The 19,801-nt window shown below is 16.5% G+C and carries 21 protein-coding genes and 1 tRNA gene; 5 read left to right on the top strand and 17 right to left on the bottom strand.

Annotated elements, in window-relative coordinates:
- Positions 1-40 precede the first annotated feature (40 nt).
- Both C3B56_RS01060 and argF read left to right on the top strand, forming a co-directional pair.
- Positions 41-2,890, top strand: coding sequence for a valine--tRNA ligase (locus C3B56_RS01060; protein WP_126071581.1), 2,850 nt, complete (start codon positions 41-43; stop codon positions 2,888-2,890).
- A gap of 39 nt (positions 2,891-2,929) precedes the next feature.
- Positions 2,930-3,976, top strand: coding sequence for an ornithine carbamoyltransferase (gene argF, locus C3B56_RS01055; protein WP_126071580.1), 1,047 nt, complete (start codon positions 2,930-2,932; stop codon positions 3,974-3,976).
- A 117-nt stretch (positions 3,977-4,093) separates the two neighbouring features.
- Here the strand turns inward: argF and C3B56_RS01050 are convergent, their stop codons facing one another.
- From C3B56_RS01050 to rplM, 17 genes are all read right to left on the bottom strand, one after another.
- Entirely contained in the window at positions 4,094-5,515 is a 1,422-nt protein-coding gene (locus tag C3B56_RS01050; RefSeq protein WP_126071579.1) for a DEAD/DEAH box helicase, read from the bottom strand.
- 79 nt (positions 5,516-5,594) lie between these two features.
- Complete coding sequence (gene pnp, locus C3B56_RS01045; RefSeq protein WP_126071578.1) at positions 5,595-7,718, bottom strand: polyribonucleotide nucleotidyltransferase; 2,124 nt, start codon at positions 7,716-7,718, stop codon at positions 5,595-5,597.
- An 80-nt stretch (positions 7,719-7,798) separates the two neighbouring features.
- The gene (gene rpsO, locus C3B56_RS01040) at positions 7,799-8,068 is read right to left on the bottom strand and encodes a 30S ribosomal protein S15 (protein WP_126071577.1); all 270 of its coding nucleotides are present in this window, start codon (positions 8,066-8,068) and stop codon (positions 7,799-7,801) included.
- 106 nt (positions 8,069-8,174) lie between these two features.
- Positions 8,175-8,516 (bottom strand): 30S ribosome-binding factor RbfA, encoded by a 342-nt coding sequence (gene rbfA / locus C3B56_RS01035; RefSeq protein WP_126071576.1) that lies wholly within the window; start codon positions 8,514-8,516, stop codon positions 8,175-8,177.
- 14 nt (positions 8,517-8,530) lie between these two features.
- A complete protein-coding gene (infB, locus tag C3B56_RS01030) occupies positions 8,531-10,306 on the bottom strand; it encodes a translation initiation factor IF-2 (RefSeq protein ID WP_126071575.1) in 1,776 nt (591 codons plus the stop codon).
- Positions 10,307-10,372: 66 nt separating this feature from the next.
- Positions 10,373-10,462, bottom strand: a tRNA-Leu gene (locus C3B56_RS01025).
- Between the two features lie 36 nt (positions 10,463-10,498).
- Entirely contained in the window at positions 10,499-10,723 is a 225-nt protein-coding gene (secG, locus tag C3B56_RS01760) for a preprotein translocase subunit SecG (protein ID WP_126071574.1), read from the bottom strand.
- A gap of 69 nt (positions 10,724-10,792) precedes the next feature.
- Positions 10,793-12,589: an ATP-dependent zinc metalloprotease FtsH gene (gene ftsH / locus C3B56_RS01015; protein ID WP_126071573.1), complete on the bottom strand. Its 1,797-nt coding sequence runs from the start codon at positions 12,587-12,589 to the stop codon at positions 10,793-10,795.
- Between the two features lie 17 nt (positions 12,590-12,606).
- The gene (locus C3B56_RS01010) at positions 12,607-13,242 is read right to left on the bottom strand and encodes an SAM-dependent methyltransferase (RefSeq protein ID WP_126071572.1); all 636 of its coding nucleotides are present in this window, start codon (positions 13,240-13,242) and stop codon (positions 12,607-12,609) included.
- A 54-nt stretch (positions 13,243-13,296) separates the two neighbouring features.
- Positions 13,297-13,782, bottom strand: a complete 486-nt coding sequence (greA, locus tag C3B56_RS01005) for a transcription elongation factor GreA (protein WP_198684113.1) — start codon at positions 13,780-13,782, stop codon at positions 13,297-13,299.
- On the bottom strand, positions 13,715-14,788 hold the full coding sequence (cgtA, locus tag C3B56_RS01000) for an Obg family GTPase CgtA (protein ID WP_126071571.1): 1,074 nt from the start codon (positions 14,786-14,788) through the stop codon (positions 13,715-13,717). The genes greA and cgtA overlap by 68 nt, the downstream gene beginning before the upstream one ends.
- 87 nt (positions 14,789-14,875) lie before the next feature.
- Positions 14,876-15,133, bottom strand: coding sequence for a 50S ribosomal protein L27 (gene rpmA, locus C3B56_RS00995; protein WP_126071570.1), 258 nt, complete (start codon positions 15,131-15,133; stop codon positions 14,876-14,878).
- Positions 15,134-15,149: 16 nt separating this feature from the next.
- Positions 15,150-15,464 (bottom strand): 50S ribosomal protein L21, encoded by a 315-nt coding sequence (gene rplU / locus C3B56_RS00990; protein WP_126071569.1) that lies wholly within the window; start codon positions 15,462-15,464, stop codon positions 15,150-15,152.
- A gap of 74 nt (positions 15,465-15,538) precedes the next feature.
- Positions 15,539-15,793, bottom strand: a complete 255-nt coding sequence (locus tag C3B56_RS00985; protein WP_126071568.1) for a BolA/IbaG family iron-sulfur metabolism protein — start codon at positions 15,791-15,793, stop codon at positions 15,539-15,541.
- A gap of 214 nt (positions 15,794-16,007) precedes the next feature.
- On the bottom strand, positions 16,008-16,670 hold the full coding sequence (locus C3B56_RS00980) for a hypothetical protein (RefSeq protein ID WP_126071567.1): 663 nt from the start codon (positions 16,668-16,670) through the stop codon (positions 16,008-16,010).
- A gap of 25 nt (positions 16,671-16,695) precedes the next feature.
- Entirely contained in the window at positions 16,696-17,091 is a 396-nt protein-coding gene (rpsI, locus tag C3B56_RS00975) for a 30S ribosomal protein S9 (RefSeq protein WP_126071566.1), read from the bottom strand.
- 22 nt (positions 17,092-17,113) lie between these two features.
- The gene (rplM, locus tag C3B56_RS00970) at positions 17,114-17,542 is read right to left on the bottom strand and encodes a 50S ribosomal protein L13 (RefSeq protein WP_126071565.1); all 429 of its coding nucleotides are present in this window, start codon (positions 17,540-17,542) and stop codon (positions 17,114-17,116) included.
- Between the two features lie 364 nt (positions 17,543-17,906).
- On the opposite strand from rplM, the gene aroQ reads away from it, so the two are divergent.
- The 3 genes from aroQ to C3B56_RS01755 all read left to right on the top strand — a co-directional run.
- Positions 17,907-18,344 carry a type II 3-dehydroquinate dehydratase gene (gene aroQ / locus C3B56_RS00965; protein WP_126071564.1) on the top strand — a complete coding sequence of 146 codons (438 nt, stop codon included), beginning with the start codon at positions 17,907-17,909 and terminating at the stop codon, positions 18,342-18,344.
- 63 nt (positions 18,345-18,407) lie between these two features.
- The gene (locus tag C3B56_RS00960; protein WP_126071563.1) at positions 18,408-19,004 is read left to right on the top strand and encodes a hypothetical protein; all 597 of its coding nucleotides are present in this window, start codon (positions 18,408-18,410) and stop codon (positions 19,002-19,004) included.
- Positions 19,005-19,029: 25 nt separating this feature from the next.
- Positions 19,030-19,801, top strand: a 772-nt coding sequence (locus tag C3B56_RS01755; RefSeq protein ID WP_198684112.1) for a hypothetical protein, incomplete at its 3' end; no start/stop codon positions are given.

Here is a 19,801-nt window from a genome sequence, read left to right as displayed (position 1 = left end):
TATATTTTAAATAATTTAATAAATATTAAAATAATTAAAAATGGATAAAATATATAATCCTAAAAAAATAGAAAAATTTATTTATCGTAAATGGGAATCTGAAGGTTATTTTAAAACTGACATGAATTGTAATAAAAATAATTTTTGTATTATGATGCCACCTCCTAATATTACTGGTAATTTACATATGGGGCATGCATTTCAACAAACTATTATGGATATTATTATAAGATATCAAAAAATGAATGGTAAAAATACTTTATGGAAAGCTGGATTAGATCATGCTGGAATAGCTACACAATTACTAGTAGAAAATAAAATAAAAAAAAAAAAAAATAAATTACGTAATAATTATAACAGAAATTATTTAATTAAAGAAATATTAAAATGGAAAGAATATTCAAGTAATAATATTATAAAACAAATGAAAAGATTAGGAAATTCTGTAGATTGGAATAATTGCAGATTTACTATGGATAATAATTTTTCTTTATCTGTAAGAACAGCTTTTATTAATTTATATAATAATAAATTAATATATAAAGGAAAACGTTTAGTAAATTGGGATATTAAATTAAATACTGCAATATCTGATTTAGAAGTAGAAAATATAGAAATTAAGGGTTATGTTTATTATATTAAATATATTTTATTAAATAATATTAAAACAAAAAATAATAAAAAATATTTAATTATTTCCACAACAAGACCAGAAACTTTATTAGGAGATGTAGCAGTTGCTGTTAATCCAAAAGATAATAGATATAAAAATTTAATTGGATATCAAGTAATATTACCAATTATAAATAGAATTATACCTATTATTGGTGATGATTCTATAGATATGAAAAAACATACAGGATGTGTTAAAATAACACCAGCACATGATTTTAATGATTATAATATAGGTATAAAACATAAATTACCAATTATTAATATATTAAATAAAAAAGGATTTATTAAAAAAAAAGCTAAAATTTATAATGATAATAATTTTAATATTGATTATAAAAAAATTATAATTCCAAAAAAATATCAAAATGTAGATAGATTTATTGCTAGAAAAAAAATTATTGAAGAAATTAAAAATTTAAAACTATTAAAAAATATTAAAAAAAAAAAAATTTTTGTACCTTTAGGAGATAGAAGTGGTTCAATTATAGAACCTTTAATAACTAATCAATGGTATCTTAAAACATCTAATTTATCTAAAAAGGCTATAAAAATAGTAAAAAAAAAAAAAATAGAATTTATACCTAAAGAATATGAAAAAGTGTATTATTCTTGGATGTATAATATTAAAGATTGGTGTATTTCAAGACAGTTATGGTGGGGACACCGTATTCCAGCATGGTATGATAAAAATAATAAAATATATGTTGGTAATAATGAAAAAGAAATAAGAATTAAATATAATTTAAATAATAAAAATATATTATATCAAGATAAAGATGTTTTAGATACATGGTTTTCTTCAAGTTTATGGACTTTTGCTTCTTTAGGTTGGCCTAATAAAGAAAATTATTTAAATAATTTTCATCCAACTAAAATTTTAATTACTGGTTTTGATATTATTTTTTTTTGGATAGCTAGAATGATTATGTTAACTATGTATTTTATTAAAGATAGTAATGGAAAATCTCAAATACCTTTTAAAAAAATATATATAACTGGTTTAATAAAAGATGAAAATGGATATAAAATGTCTAAATCAAAAGGAAATATTATTGATCCTATAGATGTTATAGATGGAATTAATTTAAAAAATCTTTTAAAAAAAAGAACAGAAAATATGATAAAAAATAAATTAGTTAAAAAAATAATTTATGAAACTAAAAAAAAATTTCCATATGGTATAAAATCTTCAGGAGCAGATGCATTAAGATTTACTTTATCTTCAATATCTTCAATAAATAGAAATATAAATTTAGATATAAATAAAATTACTGGTTATAGAAATTTTTGTAATAAATTATGGAACGCAAGTAGATTTGTATTATTTAATACAAAAAAAAAAAATTATAAAAACAATATAAAAATAAAAAAAAATTATAAAATTAATATTTGGATAATAGTAAAATTAAATAATTTAATAAAAAAATATAGAATTAATTTAGATAATTATAGATTTGATTTAGCTTCTAATGTTTTATATGATTTTATTTGGAATGAATTTTGTGATTGGTATATAGAATTAATTAAACCAATATTAAAATATGGTTCTAAATTAGAAAAATTTAAAACAAAATATATATTAATTAATGTTTTAGAAATTATTTTACGTTTATCACATCCAATAATTCCATTTATAACTGAAAAAATATGGCAAAAAATATTTTTTTTAAAAAATATTAAAAAAAAAACAATTATGTTACAAAAATTTCCTAAATATAATCTTAAAAAAAAAAATAAGTTAATATTAATACAAATGAATTTATTAAAAAAAATTATTATTATAATTAGAAATTTACGTTACAAATATAAAATTTCAAATAAAAAATCAATAAAAATATTTTTATATGAAAAAAAACATTTTTTATTTTTGTATCAAAATGAAAATATTTTAAAAAAAATTTTAAATTTAAAAAAAATAATATATTTATTTAGAGATATAGAAATTAAAAAATTTATTACAAGAATTATAGATAATACAAAAATTATTATAAATATAGATAATAAAATAAATATTAATTATGAATTAAAAGAACTTAATAAATGTAAAAATAATTTATTAAAAGAAATTATATATTTAGAAGAACAATTAAATAATAAAAATTTTATTTTAAAAGCTCCCAAAAATATTTTAAATAAAAATAAAAAACGTTTATTATTATGTAAAAAAATAAAACAAAAAATAAACATAAAAATAAAAGAATTAAAACAAAAATAATAAAATAAAAATTATTATTAAAAATTATATTATAAAATTATGAAAACTATTTATAAAAAAGATTTTTTAAGATTATTTGATTTTACTGCACAAGAAATTATTTATTTAATAGAATTAGCTATTTTATTAAAAAAAAAAAAATATAAAAATAAAGAAAATAAAGTATTAAAAAATAAAAATATAGTTTTAATTTTTGAAAAAGAATCTACTAGAACTAGATGTTCTTTTGAAGTAGCTGCTTATGATCAAGGAGCTTTTGTAACAAATTTAAATTATAAAAATAGTCAAATTGGTTATAAAGAATCTATAAAAGATACAGCTAGGGTGTTAGATAAAATATATGATGGTATACAATATCGTGGTTTTGATCAAAGTGTTATAAATAAATTAGCATATTATTCTAGAGTTCCAGTATGGAATGGATTAACTAATCAATTTCATCCAACACAATTGTTAGCAGATTTAATGACAATTAAAGAAAATATGCCTTTAAATAAATATTTTAATGAAATTATTATATCATATATAGGTGACACAAAGAATAATATAAGTAATTCTTTATTAGAAGCAGCAGCTATTTTTGGTTTTGATTTAAGATTAATATCTCCAAAAAAATATTATCCTGAAAAAAAATTTTTTAATATTTGTAAAGAAATTTCTGAATCTAATGGTGGAAAAATTATTGTTACAGATAATATAAAATTAGGAGTAAAAGATTCAGATTTTTTATATACTGACGTATGGTTATCAATGGGAGAATCTTCTAAAAAATGGAAAGAAAGAGTTTCTATACTAAAAACATATCAGGTTAATACTTTAATGTTAAAAAATTCTTTTAATCCAAAAATAAAATTTTTACATTGTTTACCATCATTTCATAACGAAGATTCTATTTTAGGAAAAGAAATTATTAAAAATCATAAATTATCTTCAAAAGGTATTGAAGTTACTAATAATATTTTTGAATCAAATAATAGTTTAGTTTTTAAACAATCAGAAAATAGATTGCATACAATAAAATCTTTATTAATATCTACTTTATATAAAAATAATAATATTCTTGAATATAAAAAATTATATGAATAATTAATAACATATATTTTTTAAATATTTTTTAAATAAAATTTAAAATATTATTATATTTTTTATTATATAAATTGTATTTTAAAAAATATAATTTTAATATTTTAAATTTAAATTATTTTAAAAATAAATATAATTATTTATTTTATTTTTATAATTAAATTTATATAATATATCAAAATAATTATATTTATTATTTAAGATAGATATTTTTTTATAAGATATTATTATTTTTTTTTTAATTTGTAACATTTTTAAAAATATATATTTTATATTTTTAAAATTCTTTAGTTTATTATTATAATATTTTTTTATTATAATTAATAATTTTTTATATTTATTTATATTTTTATTTAATAAATTTTTGTTAATTTTCTTTATAAAATTATATTGTCTTTTTTTACTAACAAATATATTACTTGGAAATAAAATTTTTTTTATATTAACTTTTGTAAATCTTTCAATATTTTTTAATAACATATTTTCATTTTTTTCCATAAATAATATTGCTTTTCCTGATCGTCCTGCTCTACCTGTTCTTCCTATACGATGAACATATGATTCAACATCTATTGGTATATCATAATTAATAACTAAATTAATACGTTTTACATCCAAACCTCTTGCAGCTATATCTGTAGCTACTAAAATATCTAAATAACCTAATTTAAATTTTTCTAAAGTTTTTTCTCTCATATTTTGATTCATATCACCATTTAATGCGGAACTATTATAAAAACCATATTTTTTTAAATTATCTGCAATTTCTAAAGTAGATATTTTTGTTTTAACGAAAATAATTACTGCACTATATTCTTCAATTTCTAAAAATTTAATTAAATTATAAAATTTATTTTTATTTGTTTCACAATAATACTGTTGTATATTAGGTTTTGTAAAAAAATTTGATTTAATTAAAATTTCTTTAGGAAATTTCATAAAATTTTTAGCTATTTTTTTGATAGTTTTTGGCATAGTTGCTGAAAATAATATTGTTTGATGTATATTTGGTATATTAAACAATATACTTTTAACATCTTCAATAAAACCCATTCTTAACATTTCATCTGCTTCATCTAATACTAAACTATTAATTTTAGATAAATTTAATGTTTTTTTTTTTAAATGATCTAATAATCTTCCAGGAGTACCAACTATAATTTGAGGATTATGTTTTAATTTTTTAAATTGTATATCATATGATTGACCTCCATATAATGATAAAGTTTTTATTTTATTCATATATTTAGAAAATAGTTTAAAAGCTACAGAAATTTGTATAGCTAATTCTCTTGTTGGTGTTAATACTAATATTTGAGGTTTTTTAATTTTCAAATTTATTTTTTGTATTAATGGTAATGCAAAAGCTGCAGTTTTACCACTACCTGTTTGAGCGGTTCCCAAAATATCATATCCTTTTAATAAATATGGAATACATTTTAATTGAATTAATGATGGTTTAAAATAACCTATTTCTTTTAAAGATTTTAAAATTTTATTTTTTATTCCTAATTCATAGAATGTTTTTCTGGAATTATACATTTAATAAACCTTATAAATATTAAATAAATAAAAATATGTAATTCAAATAATTTTATTAATTTATTAAAAATTAATAAAATTAATTAGGTAATTTAATTTTATTTAATAAATTTTCCTTCTTAGCTTCTTTTATACTTAATCTTATTCTTCCTGTTCTATCAACTTCTAATACTTTTGTATATATTTTTTGACCTACACTTAAATAATCATTAATATTATTTATACGTTTATCAGAAATATGTGATATATGAACTAAACCTTCTTTTTCAGTATCATCTATTTTAACAAATATTCCAAAATTAACTATTTTAGATATAATTCCACAATAAACATTATTAACAATAATATCAGTAGTTATTTTTTTTATATAATCAATAGCTTCTTTCGTTTTTTTATTATTTGAAGCAGATATCATTATTGTTCCATTGTTTTCTATATCTATTTGAGAATCTGTCATTTCTGTTATTTTTTTTATTACTGAACCACCTTTACCTATAACATCTTTTATTTTTTTTGGATCTATTTCTAATTTACATATATGAGGAGCATTTTTGGAAATATTTTTACGATGTTGTCCTATAATTCTTTTCATACAACTAATTACATATATACGTGCTTTTCTAGATTTTTTAAAAATAATTTTTAAAATCTTTAAATTTATTCCTTTATTTTTAACATCCATTTGTAAAGATGTTATTCCATTAATAGTTCCAGAAGATTTAAAATCTATATCACCAATATAATCTTCATATCCTGTTATATCAGTTAAAACAACATATTTATTTTTATTTTTAATTAACCCCATAGAAATTCCAGAAACTGTATGTTTTATAGGTACTCCGGCATCCATTAAAGCTAAAGACGCTCCACATACTGAAGCCATTGAAGAAGAACCATCAGATTCAGTTATTTCTGAAACAACTCTAATAGTATATGGAAAATTTTCTAATTTTGGAATTAAATATAAAAAACTTTTTCTTGCTAATCTACCATGACCAATTTCTCTTCTTTTAGGAGCTCCTAAAATACCAATTTCACCAACTGCATAAGATGGAAAATTATAATGAAATATAAAACTATTAGAAATTTTTTCACCATATAATTCATCTTGATTTTGAGAATCACGAGATGTTCCTAAAGTTATAGTAACAATAGATTGTGTTTTACCTCTAGTAAAAAATGAAGATCCATGTGTATTAGGTATAAAATTTATACCCATATTTAATTTTCTTACAGTATTAATTTTTCTATTATCTACTCTTAATTTATTTTTTAATATCATTTTTCTTAATGTTTTTTTTTCAATTTTATTTATAACATATTTTATTTCATTTTCATTATATTCTTTTAATTGATTTAACAATTTTTTTGTAGATTTTTTTTTTATCATTTTTATTGTATTATAAAAATCTTTTTTTTTTTTTGTTAAATAAGTTTTTATAAAAAGTTTTTCACACATTTTTTTAACAATATTTAATAAATATAAATCTTTTATTTTATAATCATGTAAAAATAAATGACATTTATTAACTTTTTTAATAAATATATTTATATTATCAATTAAAATTTTTTGTTTTTCATATAAAAATTTTATTGATTCTAAAATTTTTTCTTCATCTAAAATATTTGATCCAGATTCAATCATTAATATTGAATCTTTAGTACTTGTTAAAATTAAATCTAAATTAGATTTTTTCATATCTGAAATTTTAGGATTAAGAACATATTTATTATCAATAATACCTACTTTAGAAGCACCTATAGTATTTTTAAAAGAAATTCCAGATATTCCTAAAGCTGATGATACTCCTATAATAGCTACAATATCAGGATTTACTTCAGGATTTAATGAAATTAAAGTAGCAACAATTTGAATTTCATATGAATAATCATTTGAAAATAAAGGTCTAATTGATCTATCTATTAATCTAGAAATTAAAATTTCATTTTCACTAGATTTACCTTCTCTTCGAAAAAAATTACCTGGTATTTTACCAGCTGAATATGCTTTTTCTTGATATTGTATAGTAAGAGGAAAGAAATTATCTTTATTTTTTTTTTTTTTACACATTATATTTACTAATATAATAGTATTATTCATATTTATTACAACAGATGATGTTGATTTACGTGATATAAATCCATTTTCAATAATTATTTTATGATCACCATATTTGAATTTATGAATAAAATATGTAGACAAATAAATTTCCTTATTTTATATTATATTATTTAATTGTTTAAATTAATAATTTATTTTTATTTTATAATATTTTAAATTTATTATTTTCTTATTTTTAATTTTTTTATAAGATTAATATAATCATTTAAATTTTTTTTTTTAAAATAATTAAGCATTTTTTTTCTTTTTGAAACTATTTTTAATAAACCTGTTTTACTATGAAAATCTTTTTTATGTATTAAAAAATGTTTATGTAAATGTTTTATATAATTAGTAAATATAACTATTTGAACTTTAGTAGAACCACTATCATTTTTATCATTTCCATATTTTTTAATAATTTCAAAATTTTTTTTTTTATAAATATTCATTAATTAATTCCTTTTTATTAATATAATAAATTATAAAATTAAATATTTATTTTATATAAAATTTACAAATAAAATTATAATATTTATAAAAATAAATTAATACATATTAATTTATTTTTTTTAATAATTTTAATATTCTATTACCTTTTTTAGAAGAATCATCATATATAAAATTTAATTTTGGTATATTTCTTATTTTAATTCTTTTTTTTAAAATATTTCTAATATATAAATTAGATTTTTGTAACATATATATAATATTTTTATAATTATTATCATTTAAAACTGTAACAAAAATTTTAGCATTATTTAAATTTAATGAAATATGAACTTGGGATATAATAATAATTTTATTTTTAATAATAGGATTATCAATATCATAATTAATTATTATAGATATTTCTTTTTTAAATAGTTTTTCAATTTTTTTTAATCTTAGTAATTTCATATATATATTTACCTTTATAAATTATTAAAAAATTTTATTTTATCTCCTATTTTAAAATTATTATAATTTTTAATAGTTATTCCACATTCCATTCCAAAACTAGCTTTATTTATACATTTTTTAAATCTTCTTAATGATTCTAAATATCCTTTATAAATAATTTTATTATCTCTAATAATATTGATATAATTATTTTTATCTATTTTACCACTTAAAACTATACAACCAGCAATAATACCAAATTTAGATGAATTAAATATATTTTTAATTTCTATTAAACCATTAAATTTATTTATATTTAAATATTTGATATTTTTATTTACTAAATTTTTTATATCTTTTATCAAATTATATATTGTATTATAACAATATATATATTTTAATTTTTTATTTTTTTTGTTATAAAGGAAATCTTCTACTTCTACATTAAAACCTAATATTATTGCTTTATACCTAAATGCTAATAATGTATCTTTTTTTGTTATATTTCCTATATTTGATTCTATTATATTAATTTTAACATTTTTATTCATAATTTTATTTAATTCATTTAATATATCTTTTATTGACCCTTTTTTATCTGTTTTTAATATAATATTTATATTAATAATATTATTATTTTCTAATTCATATTCATTAAAATTTAAATTTTTAACATCATTAATTTTATTTTTTTTTTTTAAATTATTATTATTTATATTTTCTTTTTTTAATTTTGTTTTTTTTATATTTTTTTTTTTTAAACTTATTTTTTTTAAATTATTTTTTTTAAAATTATTATTATTTGTATTTTCTTTATTTTTTATAACAATAATATTCTTTCCTGTTATAGGTAAAACTTCAAATCCTATAACACTTACTGGTGTTCCAGGTACAGCCTTAATTATATTTCTATTTTTAAAATCTTTTATAGAAGAAATTTTTCCATTAATAGAACCACATAATATTATATCTCCTAAATGTAAAGTTCCTTTATTTATCAAAATAGTTACTATAGGTATTTTATTAATATCTGTATAAGATTCAATTATTATTCCATGAGCTTTTACATTATGATGAGTATTAATTTCTAGTATTTCAGATTGTAATAATATTGAATCTAATAAATCATCTATACCAACTCCATATTTAGCTGAAACATTAACAAAAATATTTTCTCCACCCCATTGTTCTGATATAATTTTATATTTAGATAAATCATTAGTTATTTTTTCGATATTTAATTTAACTTTATCTATTTTATTAATGGCTATTATAATAGGTATATTATATGATTGGGCATATTTTATTGATTCTATAGTTTGAGGCATTATACCATCATCAGCTGCTACTATTAAAACAATTATATTAGTCATTTTCATACTACGTTTTCTCATATATGAAAAATTAGAATGACCAGGAGTATCTAAAAATGTTATTATACCATTTTTAGTATGAACTTGATAAGTTTTTAAATTTTGAGTAATTCCACTTGATTCATAAGATATTACTTTAGTTGATTTTAAATAATCAACTAACGAAGTTTTACCATGATCAACATGTCCCATAATAGTTACAATTGGAGTAGAAACTTTAATATTAATTTTTTCTTTTTTTTTTAATTTTTTATTTTTTTTTTTTTCTTCTTTTATACTTTTTCTTTTCATTTTTAATACAAATTTAAAAAATCTGTAATTAATATTTTGTTTAGGAGTTAATAATATATTATATTCAATCATATATCTTATTAATATTGAAATTTTAATATTAATTTTAACATGCAAATATTTTGCATTTATTTTTTTATTCATTTAACTAATTCTTATTTAATTATTATTTTTTTATTTTAATAAAATTTTTATAAATATAATAATAAATACCGAGGACGGGATTTGAACCCGTAAGCTTTTTTAAAAAAAAGCACTACTACCTCAAAGTAGCGTGTATACCAATTTCACCACCTCGGTTTTTTTTTTTTTAAAAAAAAAAAAAATAATTTAAAATTAATAATTATTATTAATTTTTATAATAATAATATTTATTATAATAAATATTATTGTTATAATTATTGTTAAATATTTTATAAAATTTTTATTTATTATATTGCTAAAAATTTTTGTATTATTAAAATTATTATATAAATAAAATTTTTTATTTTGTTGAATTAAAATTAAAAATATTAAAATTAAAGAAATTATCATAAAAATTACAAAAATTATTATATACATAAATTTTATTATAATAAAATTTATTAAAATATATTAAAAAAATTAACATAAATTAATTTATGTTAAAATTTATTTTTTACGTGTCATTATTTTTTTTATATGAACTGCATCAATAGTTTCATATTTTAATAATGAATCTTTCATTTTTTTTAATATATCAATATTATTATTTAATATTTTTCTAGCTATATTATAGTTTTTATTTATGAATAATTTAATTTCTTCATCAATTATATTATTAGTAATATTAGATATTGTTCTTATTTTTGTATTTTCAAATATAAAATTATTATCTTTTTCTGCACAAAATAATGGACCTAATCTATTAGAAAACCCCCATTTAGTTACCATATCTCTTGCTAAATTAGTAGCAACTTTAATATCATTTGAAGAACCTGTTGAAACATAATTTTTTCCATATATAATTTCTTCTGCAACTCTCCCTCCATATAACGCTGCAATTCTACTTTCTAATTTTTGTTTATTAACGCTTACTACATCACATCTTTGTGTAAAAAAAGTCATTCCTAAAGCATCACCTCTTGGAATAATAGTAACTTTATGTATTGGATCATGTTCTGGCATTAAATAACCAACAATAACATGTCCTGATTCATGAAAAGCAGTACATTCTTTCTGTTTATTTGTTATAACTAATGATTTTTTTTCAACTCCCATTATAATTTTATCTTTTGCTGTTTCAAAATGTTCAATAGAAACTACTTCTTTTTTTTGACGAACTGCTAATAATATAGCTTCATTTACTAAATTAGCTAAATCAGCTCCTGAAAAACCTGGAGTATTTTTAGCAATAGAAAAAATATCAATATTTTTATCTATAGATTTATTAATAAAATGAATTTTTAATATTTGTTCTCTTCCATAAACATTTGGTAAATCTATTGAAATTTTACGATCAAATCTTCCTGGTCTTAATAAAGCTTTATCTAAAATATGTGGTCTATTAGTAGCTCCAATAACTATTATTCCTTGATTTTTATCAAAACCATCCATTTCTACTAACATTTGATTTAAAGTCTGTTCCCTTTCATCATTACTTCCATTGAAATTATTATAACTTCTTTGACGACCAACAGTATCTATTTCATCTATAAATATTATACATGGTTCTTTTTTTTTTGCTTCTTTAAACATATTTCTTACTCTAGAAGCACCTACACCTACAAACATTTCAACAAAATCAGAACCTGATATATTAAAAAAAGGAACTTTTGATTCTCCAGCAATTGCTTTTGCTAATAAAGTTTTTCCAGTACCAGTAGGACCAACCATCAATATACCTTTAGGTATAATAGCACCAAGTTTTTGAAATTTATAAGGGTCTTTTAAAAAATCTATTATATCTTTTATTTCTTCTTTTGCTTCATCACAACCAGCTACATCTTTTAAAGTAATATTTATATTATTAGATAAAAATAATTTTGCTTTATTTTTACTAAAAGATATATTTGATTTATTATTTTTTTGAAATTTTTTTAAAATTATAACCCATGATAATATAAATAAAAATATTGGAAACCAAGATATAAAAATAGAAAATAATATTCCAGGTAATATTTTAGGATTACCAACTATTCTAACATTTTTTGAAATCAATAAATATAATAATTTTGAATCATGAAATGGAATATATGTATTATATTTATTATTATTATTTTCTATAAATTTTATTTTACGATTTTGTATTGTTACATATTTAATTTTATTACTATTTAATTCTACTAAAAAAGTAGAATAATCAACTTTATGACTAAAATTTCTAATCAAATTATACTTATAAAATACAGAGATTGAAAAAAACAAAATTATTAACCATAAAATAAAATTTTTTATTATTTGTTTCAAATTAATCCTTATTTTTTTTATATTAAATATTTTTTTGCTAATATATATATTTCTCTAGAATTAGAATTTGAAGCTTTTGGTTTACATATTTTAATTTTTAAAAAAAAATTTTTTATTTTTTTTATATAATCATTAAAATTATTATTTTGAAAAACTTTTATTAAAAAAATTCCATTAAAAGACAAAAATTTTTTACATATTTTAAAAGCAGAATCAAATAATTTCATATTATTATAATTATCAGTATAAGAAATACCACTAATATTTGAAGACATATCTGAAATAATAATATTTACTTTATTATTATTTAAAATTTTTAAAATTTTTTTTATAATTAATTTATCTAAAATATTACCTTTAATAAATTTAAAATTATTAAAAGGAATAGGATTCATGGATAACAAATCACATGATATTAAATATCCATTTTTTTTTATTTTACTTGAAACATATAAAGACCAACTACCAGGAGATGAACCTAAATCTATTACTTTCATTCCTGAATAAAATAATTTTTCTTTTTCATCTATTTGTTTTAATTTAAACCAAGATCTTGATCTTAATTTTTTAATTTTAGCTTGTTTATAATAAAAATTATTTATTTTATTTTTATACCAATTATTTATTCTATTATTAATTTTTATATTTTTCATATTTTTATTTTTTTAAAAAATAAATAAATTAATTGTAAATTATAAATAAATATTTTATTTTCCTATTTTTAAAATTTTATATTTTACTTTTCCATTTGGAGTATTAACTTTAATAATTTTGTTAATACTTTTACCTATTAAACTTCTAGATATAGGAGAATTTATAGAAATCATATTTTTTTTAGGATCAGCTTCATCTTTTCCTACTATTATATAATTAAATATTTTATTATTATCTATTTTTAAAATAGTAAATGGAATTCCAAATATAATTTTATTATAATGTTTAATTTTATGTATATCTATAATATTAGCATTAGCTAATTTATTTTCAATTTCTCTAATTTTATTTTCACAAAAAGATTGTTCTTCTTTTGCAGCATGATATTCAGAATTTTCTTTTAAATCACCATTTTTTCTAGATGATGATAGTAATTTTATTATATAAGGTCTTTTTATATTTTTTAATTTATCAAGTTTTTGTCTTAATTTTTCTGCACCTTGTGATGTCATAGTATTTATAATTTTTTTTTTTTTCATTTTTTTTATAAATTTTTTTTATAATATTAAAACATAATTCATTAATTCCAAAATTTTTTTTAGATGAAATTATGAAATGTTTATTATTCCAATTTAATTTATTAATTATTTTAAAAGATAATTTAATAAAATTTTTATTATTAATTAAATCTATTTTATTAAAAATTAACCAACGTTTTTTTTTATATAAATTATAATTATAATTTTTTAATTCATTTTGAATATTTATAATATTTTTTATAATAATATTTATATTTTGTGAAGAAATATCTATTATGTGTAATAATAAATTACAATGAGTTAAATGTTTTAAAAAGTTTATTCCTAAACCAATACCTTTTGAACAATTTTTTATAATTCCAGGAATATCTGCTATTATAAATTTTTTTTTTTTATTAAATTTTACTAAACCTAATTTAGGTGATAAAGTTGTAAAAGGATAGCATGATATTTTAGATTTTGCAGAAGAAATAATATTTATAAAAGTAGATTTACCTGCATTTGGTAAACCTAAAGTACCAACATTAGCTAATAAAAATAATTCTAATTTAATATTTTTTTTTTCTCCTTTTAAACCTAAAGTTCTTTTCATTGGAGTTCTATTAATAGAGTTTTTAAATTTATTATTTCCTATTCCAGGTTTTCCACCTTTTGCTAATAAAAATAATTGTTTATTATATAATAAATTTATAATGGTTTTATTTTTATTTTGATCTATAACCCTTGTTCCTATTGGAACAATAATATATAAATCTTTTCCATTTTTACCTGTTTTATTATTATTATTACCATTTTTACCAGATTGAGAAAAAAAAATTTTTTTAAAATTAAAGTTTACTAAAGTATTTAAATTATTAGATGTTTTTAACCAAATATTTCCACCACTACCTCCATTACCTCCATCGGGTCCTCCTTTAGGTATAAATTTTTCTCTTCTAAAACTTATTATTCCATCACCTCCTTTTCCAGCAACCACATAAATATTAACCATATCAATAAATTTCATTAATTATCCTATTTATTATTTAATTTATAATATTTTAATTAAATTTTAAAATAATAAATATTAACGAATTTTATAATAATGATAAATTTATATATCATAAACATTAACATATTTTTTATTTTTATTTCCTTTATTTTTAAAATATATATAACCATTTTTTAAAGCAAATAAAGTATAATCTTTTCCACAACCAACATTTTTTCCTGCATGAAATTTAGAACCTCTTTGTTTAACAATAATATTTCCGGAATATACTTTTTCACCACCGTATATTTTAATACCTAATCTTTTAGAATGAGAATCTCTTCCATTACGTGTTGAACCACCAGCTTTTTTATGTGCCATTTAATTATTCCTTAAATTATTTAATTTTAATTTTTAAAACTTTAATTTTAGTAAACCATTGTCTATGTCCTTGTTTTTTTAAATGATGTTTTCTACGATGAAATTTTATAATTTTAATTTTTTTTTCTCTATCATGTTTTATTATTTTTATTTTAACTTTTACATTTTTAATTATAGGTTTTCCTATATATGTTTTATTTTTATATAATAAAAATAAAACTTTTTTTAAAAATAATATTTTTCCTATTTTATTATTTATTTTATCTAAATTAATAATTTTTCCTTCACTAATTAAATATTGTTTATTTCCATATTGTAAAATGGCATACATTTATATAATCCATTTATAATTTAAAAAATTATATAAATTAAAATTTAATATTTTATATTAAATTTTAATTAATATTATTTATTATATTTGTTTATTTTATTTTTCCATTCTTTTAATGAATATGTTTTTATTATTAAAGAATGTATTATTTTTTTAAAAATATATTCAGATAACGGTTCATAAATTATTTTTTGTTGTTTTACATAACTTAATTTTTCAAAAATATCATCTATAGCAATTATATTAAAATTTCCATTATTACCATCAACGTATATTTTTTTTAATTTTAATTTTTTATTTAAAATAAGATAAATTTCTTTACTTTTCAATATTTATACCTAATTTAAAATTAAATATATTAAAAATTAATTTTTTATTTTTAATTAATATAAATAATAAATTTTATAATAATATTTATATTAATGAATAAAATTATAATTTTTTTTTAAAATAAATAATTTTAAAATTTTATTAATTATAATTTTATATTTTTTAAAAATTAATAAATTATAATATTTATTTATAAAAAAATAAATATAAAAATTATATTTTAAAATAATATTTTTTTTCATATTTAGTAAGTGATTTTATAAATTTTTCCTGAGAAAATACATAATACATATAATTATATATTTCATCTTTATATTTGCCATTTATATTTATTTTTAATTTTTTTATTTTCCATAAAATTGGAGCTATATAACAGTCTAATAAAGTTAATTTTAAATTTATTAAAAAAGAAGATTTTTTAATAAAAAAATAACTTAATTTTGAAAATTCTTTTGATAATTGATTTTTGGATTTTTCTTTATAATTTTTAATATTGTTATCAATTATATTTATTAATTTATACCAATTAAATTTTATATTATTAGTAATAAAATTATTTTCACTTTTTTTTAAAATATTTTTTGAAATTAAAATAGGATAAGGAAATTTTTCATTTATATAATTTATAATAATATTTGATTCATATAATATTATATATCTATCTATCAACATTAATCTTTTACTAAAAAATATTTTTTTTTTTTTTTTATAATTATAAAAATTAAATATTTTTTTAGGTAAATTATTTAATAATATTTTATTTATTTTAATATATAAATTTTTTATTGATAATACCATTCTAATTTTATGACTATAAATATCATTTTTTTTTGAAAATAATTTTAATTGATTATATCTATTTTTTTTTATAATCATATAATCTCTTTTAAATTATTTAAAATTAACGTTTTGAAAATTGTGAACCTTTACGAGCTTTTTTTAATCCAAATTTTTTTCTTTCTACTTGTCTTGAATCTCTTGTTATAAAACCTGCTTTTTTTAAATTTGATCTCATAGAATAATTATATTTAATTAAAGCTTTAGTTATTCCATGTCTAATAGCTCCGGCTTGACTCATTAAACCACCACCTTTAACTGTAATATATATATTAACTTTATTTTCCATATTAGTTAATTTTAATGGTTGAAAAACCATTATTTTAGAATACAAATTTTTAAAATATTCTTTAAATTCTTTATTATTTATTAAAATATTTCCGAATCCTAATTTTAAAAAAACTCTAGCAATAGCTTTTTTTCTACGTCCAGTACCATAGTAATATTGTATTTTATTCATTTTTTTTTTTTTTTTTTTTGAATTATAAATTTAATATTTTTGGTTTTTGCATATTATGTTTATGCATTTTTCCAGAATATATTCTTAATTTTAAAAACATTTTTCTACCTAAAGATCCTTTAGGTAACATTCCTTTTATAGATTTTTGAATAACTTTTACTGGATTATCTTTTAACATTTTTTTTAAAGATATTTTTTTTATACCACCAGGATAACCTGTATGATAAAAATAACATTTATTATTTAATTTATTACCAGTAACTAATATTTTTGATGCATTTATAATTACTAAATAATCACCAGTATCTATATAAGGAGTATATATTGATTTATTTTTACCCATTAAATAATTAGAAATTTTAGAAGATAAACGTCCTAAGATTTTATTTTTTGCATCTATTAAATACCATGTTCTATTAATTATATTTTTTTTTACTATAAATGTTTTCATATTTTTTATTTAATAAATAATATTTAAATAAATTTTAAAAATATATAATTAATATTTATATTAATTATATATTAATTTATATATATTTTATTAATATATAATTTATATAATAAAATATATTTTTGATATATAAAATATATTAAATAATAATAAATAATAATATATTATTATTAATATTATTATATTATTAGTATTAAACATTTATTTATGAAAAATATTTTTTATATAAAATATTGTAATTATAATAATATTAAAATTAATTGTTTAAAATATTTTAAATTAAATTATTTATTTAATTTTTATAAAAAATAATTTTAAAATTATGTTTTATATATTTAATAAATATATAAATTAAAGGATTATAATGTATAATATTTTAGTTTTAAATGGACCTAATTTAAATTTATTAGGAAAAAGAGAAAATGATATATATGGTAATAAAAAATTATCAAAAATAATTTTAGATTTAAAAAATATTGTTAAAACAAAAAATATTTTATTAACTGATTTTCAAACAAATTCAGAAAGTTTATTAATTAATAAAATTCATAAATCATATAAAAAAATTGATTATATAATTATTAACCCAGGAGCTTTCGCTCACACTAGTATAGCTTTAAGAGATTCACTTTTATCAGTAAAAATACCTTTTATTGAAGTACATATTTCTAATATATTTTCTAGAGAAAATTTTAGACATAAATCTTATATATCAAATATATCTAATGGAATTATTTGCGGTTTTGGTACTTATGGATATTTTTTAGCATTAAAATATATATTAAAAATTTATAGTAAATAAATTTTTTATAAATTATAAAATTATATTTTTAAAATTAATAATTATATTATAAAGGATTTTAAAATGAAAGAAAATTATCCAATAAAATGTGTTTTAATTAATGTATATAATATATATTTAATTTTAAATTTTGTAAATCAATTATTTAAAAAAAATATAAATTTATTATCTACAAGTAAAACTAAAAAAATATTAAAAAAAAATAATATTTTTTCTACTAGTTTTTCTGATTATGTACAATTTCCTGATATTATTATAAATAGTATTAATGTTTTACATCCTAGAATACATGCTGGTGTTTTAGGAAAACGTATTAAAGACCATAATGTTATGTTACATAATAGAGTTGTACCTATTGATATGATATGTGTAGATTTAATACCTTTTGATAAATTAAAAAAAATTAAAAATATTGAATTAGAAAATATAATTAAAAATATAGAAATAGGTAATATTTCTTTAATAAAATCTGCTATTATAAATAATAAAGAAGTTACTATTGTAATAGATAAACATGAAAAAATTATTGAGGAAATGAATGAAAACAATGATTGTATAAAATTAGAAACTAAAAAAAAATTAGCAAAAAAAGCATTTAAATATATAGTTGAATATGAAATTAAACTTTTAAATTTTTTAAAAAAAAATAATAAAATTTAATATTTATAAATAAAATTTAAAAATTATGAAAATTTATAAATTAAAAAATAAAAATTTTTTATATGATAATATAGATTATTTTTTTAAAAAAAATATTGAATTGCCAATATATATTGGCATTATAATTAAATCTAAAAATTATAATTATATTATAAATGAAATGGAAAAAATTTTATCTAAATATAAAATATATTATATATATTCTTCTTTATATATTTGTCCCCAATTAAGATTTTTCAATAAAAATTTATATTTTGAAATAATGAAAAATTCAATAAAAAATAAAAATATTAAAATAGCTATTATACCTTTTACAACACATATAATAAAAAACTTAAATAAAAAAAAATATACCTTTATATTAATATATAATAATGAAATGATATTTAATAGTGATAATAATATTAAATATAGTGATACAACATTAATGAGTATAGGGGATAGAGTTCCATCTTTTCGAGAAATAGAAGATTGCATGTTTGCTTATAATATGGTACTGAAAATAAATATAGAATATATTATATATGCATATAATAGACATGTTAATCATTTTGAAACAATGGAAATGTTAGAAAACCGTTATAAAAAAAAAATGTGTTATAAACCAATAAGCAAAAGTTGTGTAATGGCTATAATTGATTGCGAATTTTTAGAAGAATGTTATATAAGTATGATAAAAAAAATGGGAGTAAGTTGTCTTATAAAACCAGTAGGAAATGAGGATGATCAAAGAATATTAAGAATGGTTAAAAAAAAAAATATATCTATGATATTAATTAATAAAAAAAAAAAAAAAT

Source organism: Candidatus Annandia adelgestsuga (assembly GCF_003956045.1).
Classification (GTDB): Bacteria; Pseudomonadota; Gammaproteobacteria; order Enterobacterales; family Enterobacteriaceae_A; genus Annandia; species Annandia adelgestsuga.
This window is presented reverse-complemented; position numbering and strand designations above follow the sequence as displayed.

Coding starts and splice junctions, on each gene's coding strand:
- argF (WP_126071580.1), top strand. CDS start 2,930: ATGAAAACTATTTATAAAAAAGATTTTTTAAGATTATTTGATTTTACT.
- rpmA (WP_126071570.1), bottom strand. CDS start 15,133: ATGGCACATAAAAAAGCTGGTGGTTCAACACGTAATGGAAGAGATTCT.
- C3B56_RS01050 (WP_126071579.1), bottom strand. CDS start 5,515: ATGTATAATTCCAGAAAAACATTCTATGAATTAGGAATAAAAAATAAA.
- rbfA (WP_126071576.1), bottom strand. CDS start 8,516: ATGAAATTACTAAGATTAAAAAAAATTGAAAAACTATTTAAAAAAGAA.
- C3B56_RS01010 (WP_126071572.1), bottom strand. CDS start 13,242: ATGAAAAATATAAAAATTAATAATAGAATAAATAATTGGTATAAAAAT.
- rplM (WP_126071565.1), bottom strand. CDS start 17,542: ATGAAAACATTTATAGTAAAAAAAAATATAATTAATAGAACATGGTAT.
- aroQ (WP_126071564.1), top strand. CDS start 17,907: ATGTATAATATTTTAGTTTTAAATGGACCTAATTTAAATTTATTAGGA.
- rplU (WP_126071569.1), bottom strand. CDS start 15,464: ATGTATGCCATTTTACAATATGGAAATAAACAATATTTAATTAGTGAA.
- C3B56_RS00980 (WP_126071567.1), bottom strand. CDS start 16,670: ATGATTATAAAAAAAAATAGATATAATCAATTAAAATTATTTTCAAAA.
- C3B56_RS00960 (WP_126071563.1), top strand. CDS start 18,408: ATGAAAGAAAATTATCCAATAAAATGTGTTTTAATTAATGTATATAAT.
- C3B56_RS01060 (WP_126071581.1), top strand. CDS start 41: ATGGATAAAATATATAATCCTAAAAAAATAGAAAAATTTATTTATCGT.
- rpsI (WP_126071566.1), bottom strand. CDS start 17,091: ATGAATAAAATACAATATTACTATGGTACTGGACGTAGAAAAAAAGCT.
- rpsO (WP_126071577.1), bottom strand. CDS start 8,068: ATGAATATTTATAAAAAAAAAAATTTTGAAATTATTAAAAAATATGGA.
- infB (WP_126071575.1), bottom strand. CDS start 10,306: ATGAATAAAAAAATAAATGCAAAATATTTGCATGTTAAAATTAATATT.
- cgtA (WP_126071571.1), bottom strand. CDS start 14,788: ATGAAATTTATTGATATGGTTAATATTTATGTGGTTGCTGGAAAAGGA.
- secG (WP_126071574.1), bottom strand. CDS start 10,723: ATGTATATAATAATTTTTGTAATTTTTATGATAATTTCTTTAATTTTA.
- greA (WP_198684113.1), bottom strand. CDS start 13,782: ATGAAAAAAAAAAAAATTATAAATACTATGACATCACAAGGTGCAGAA.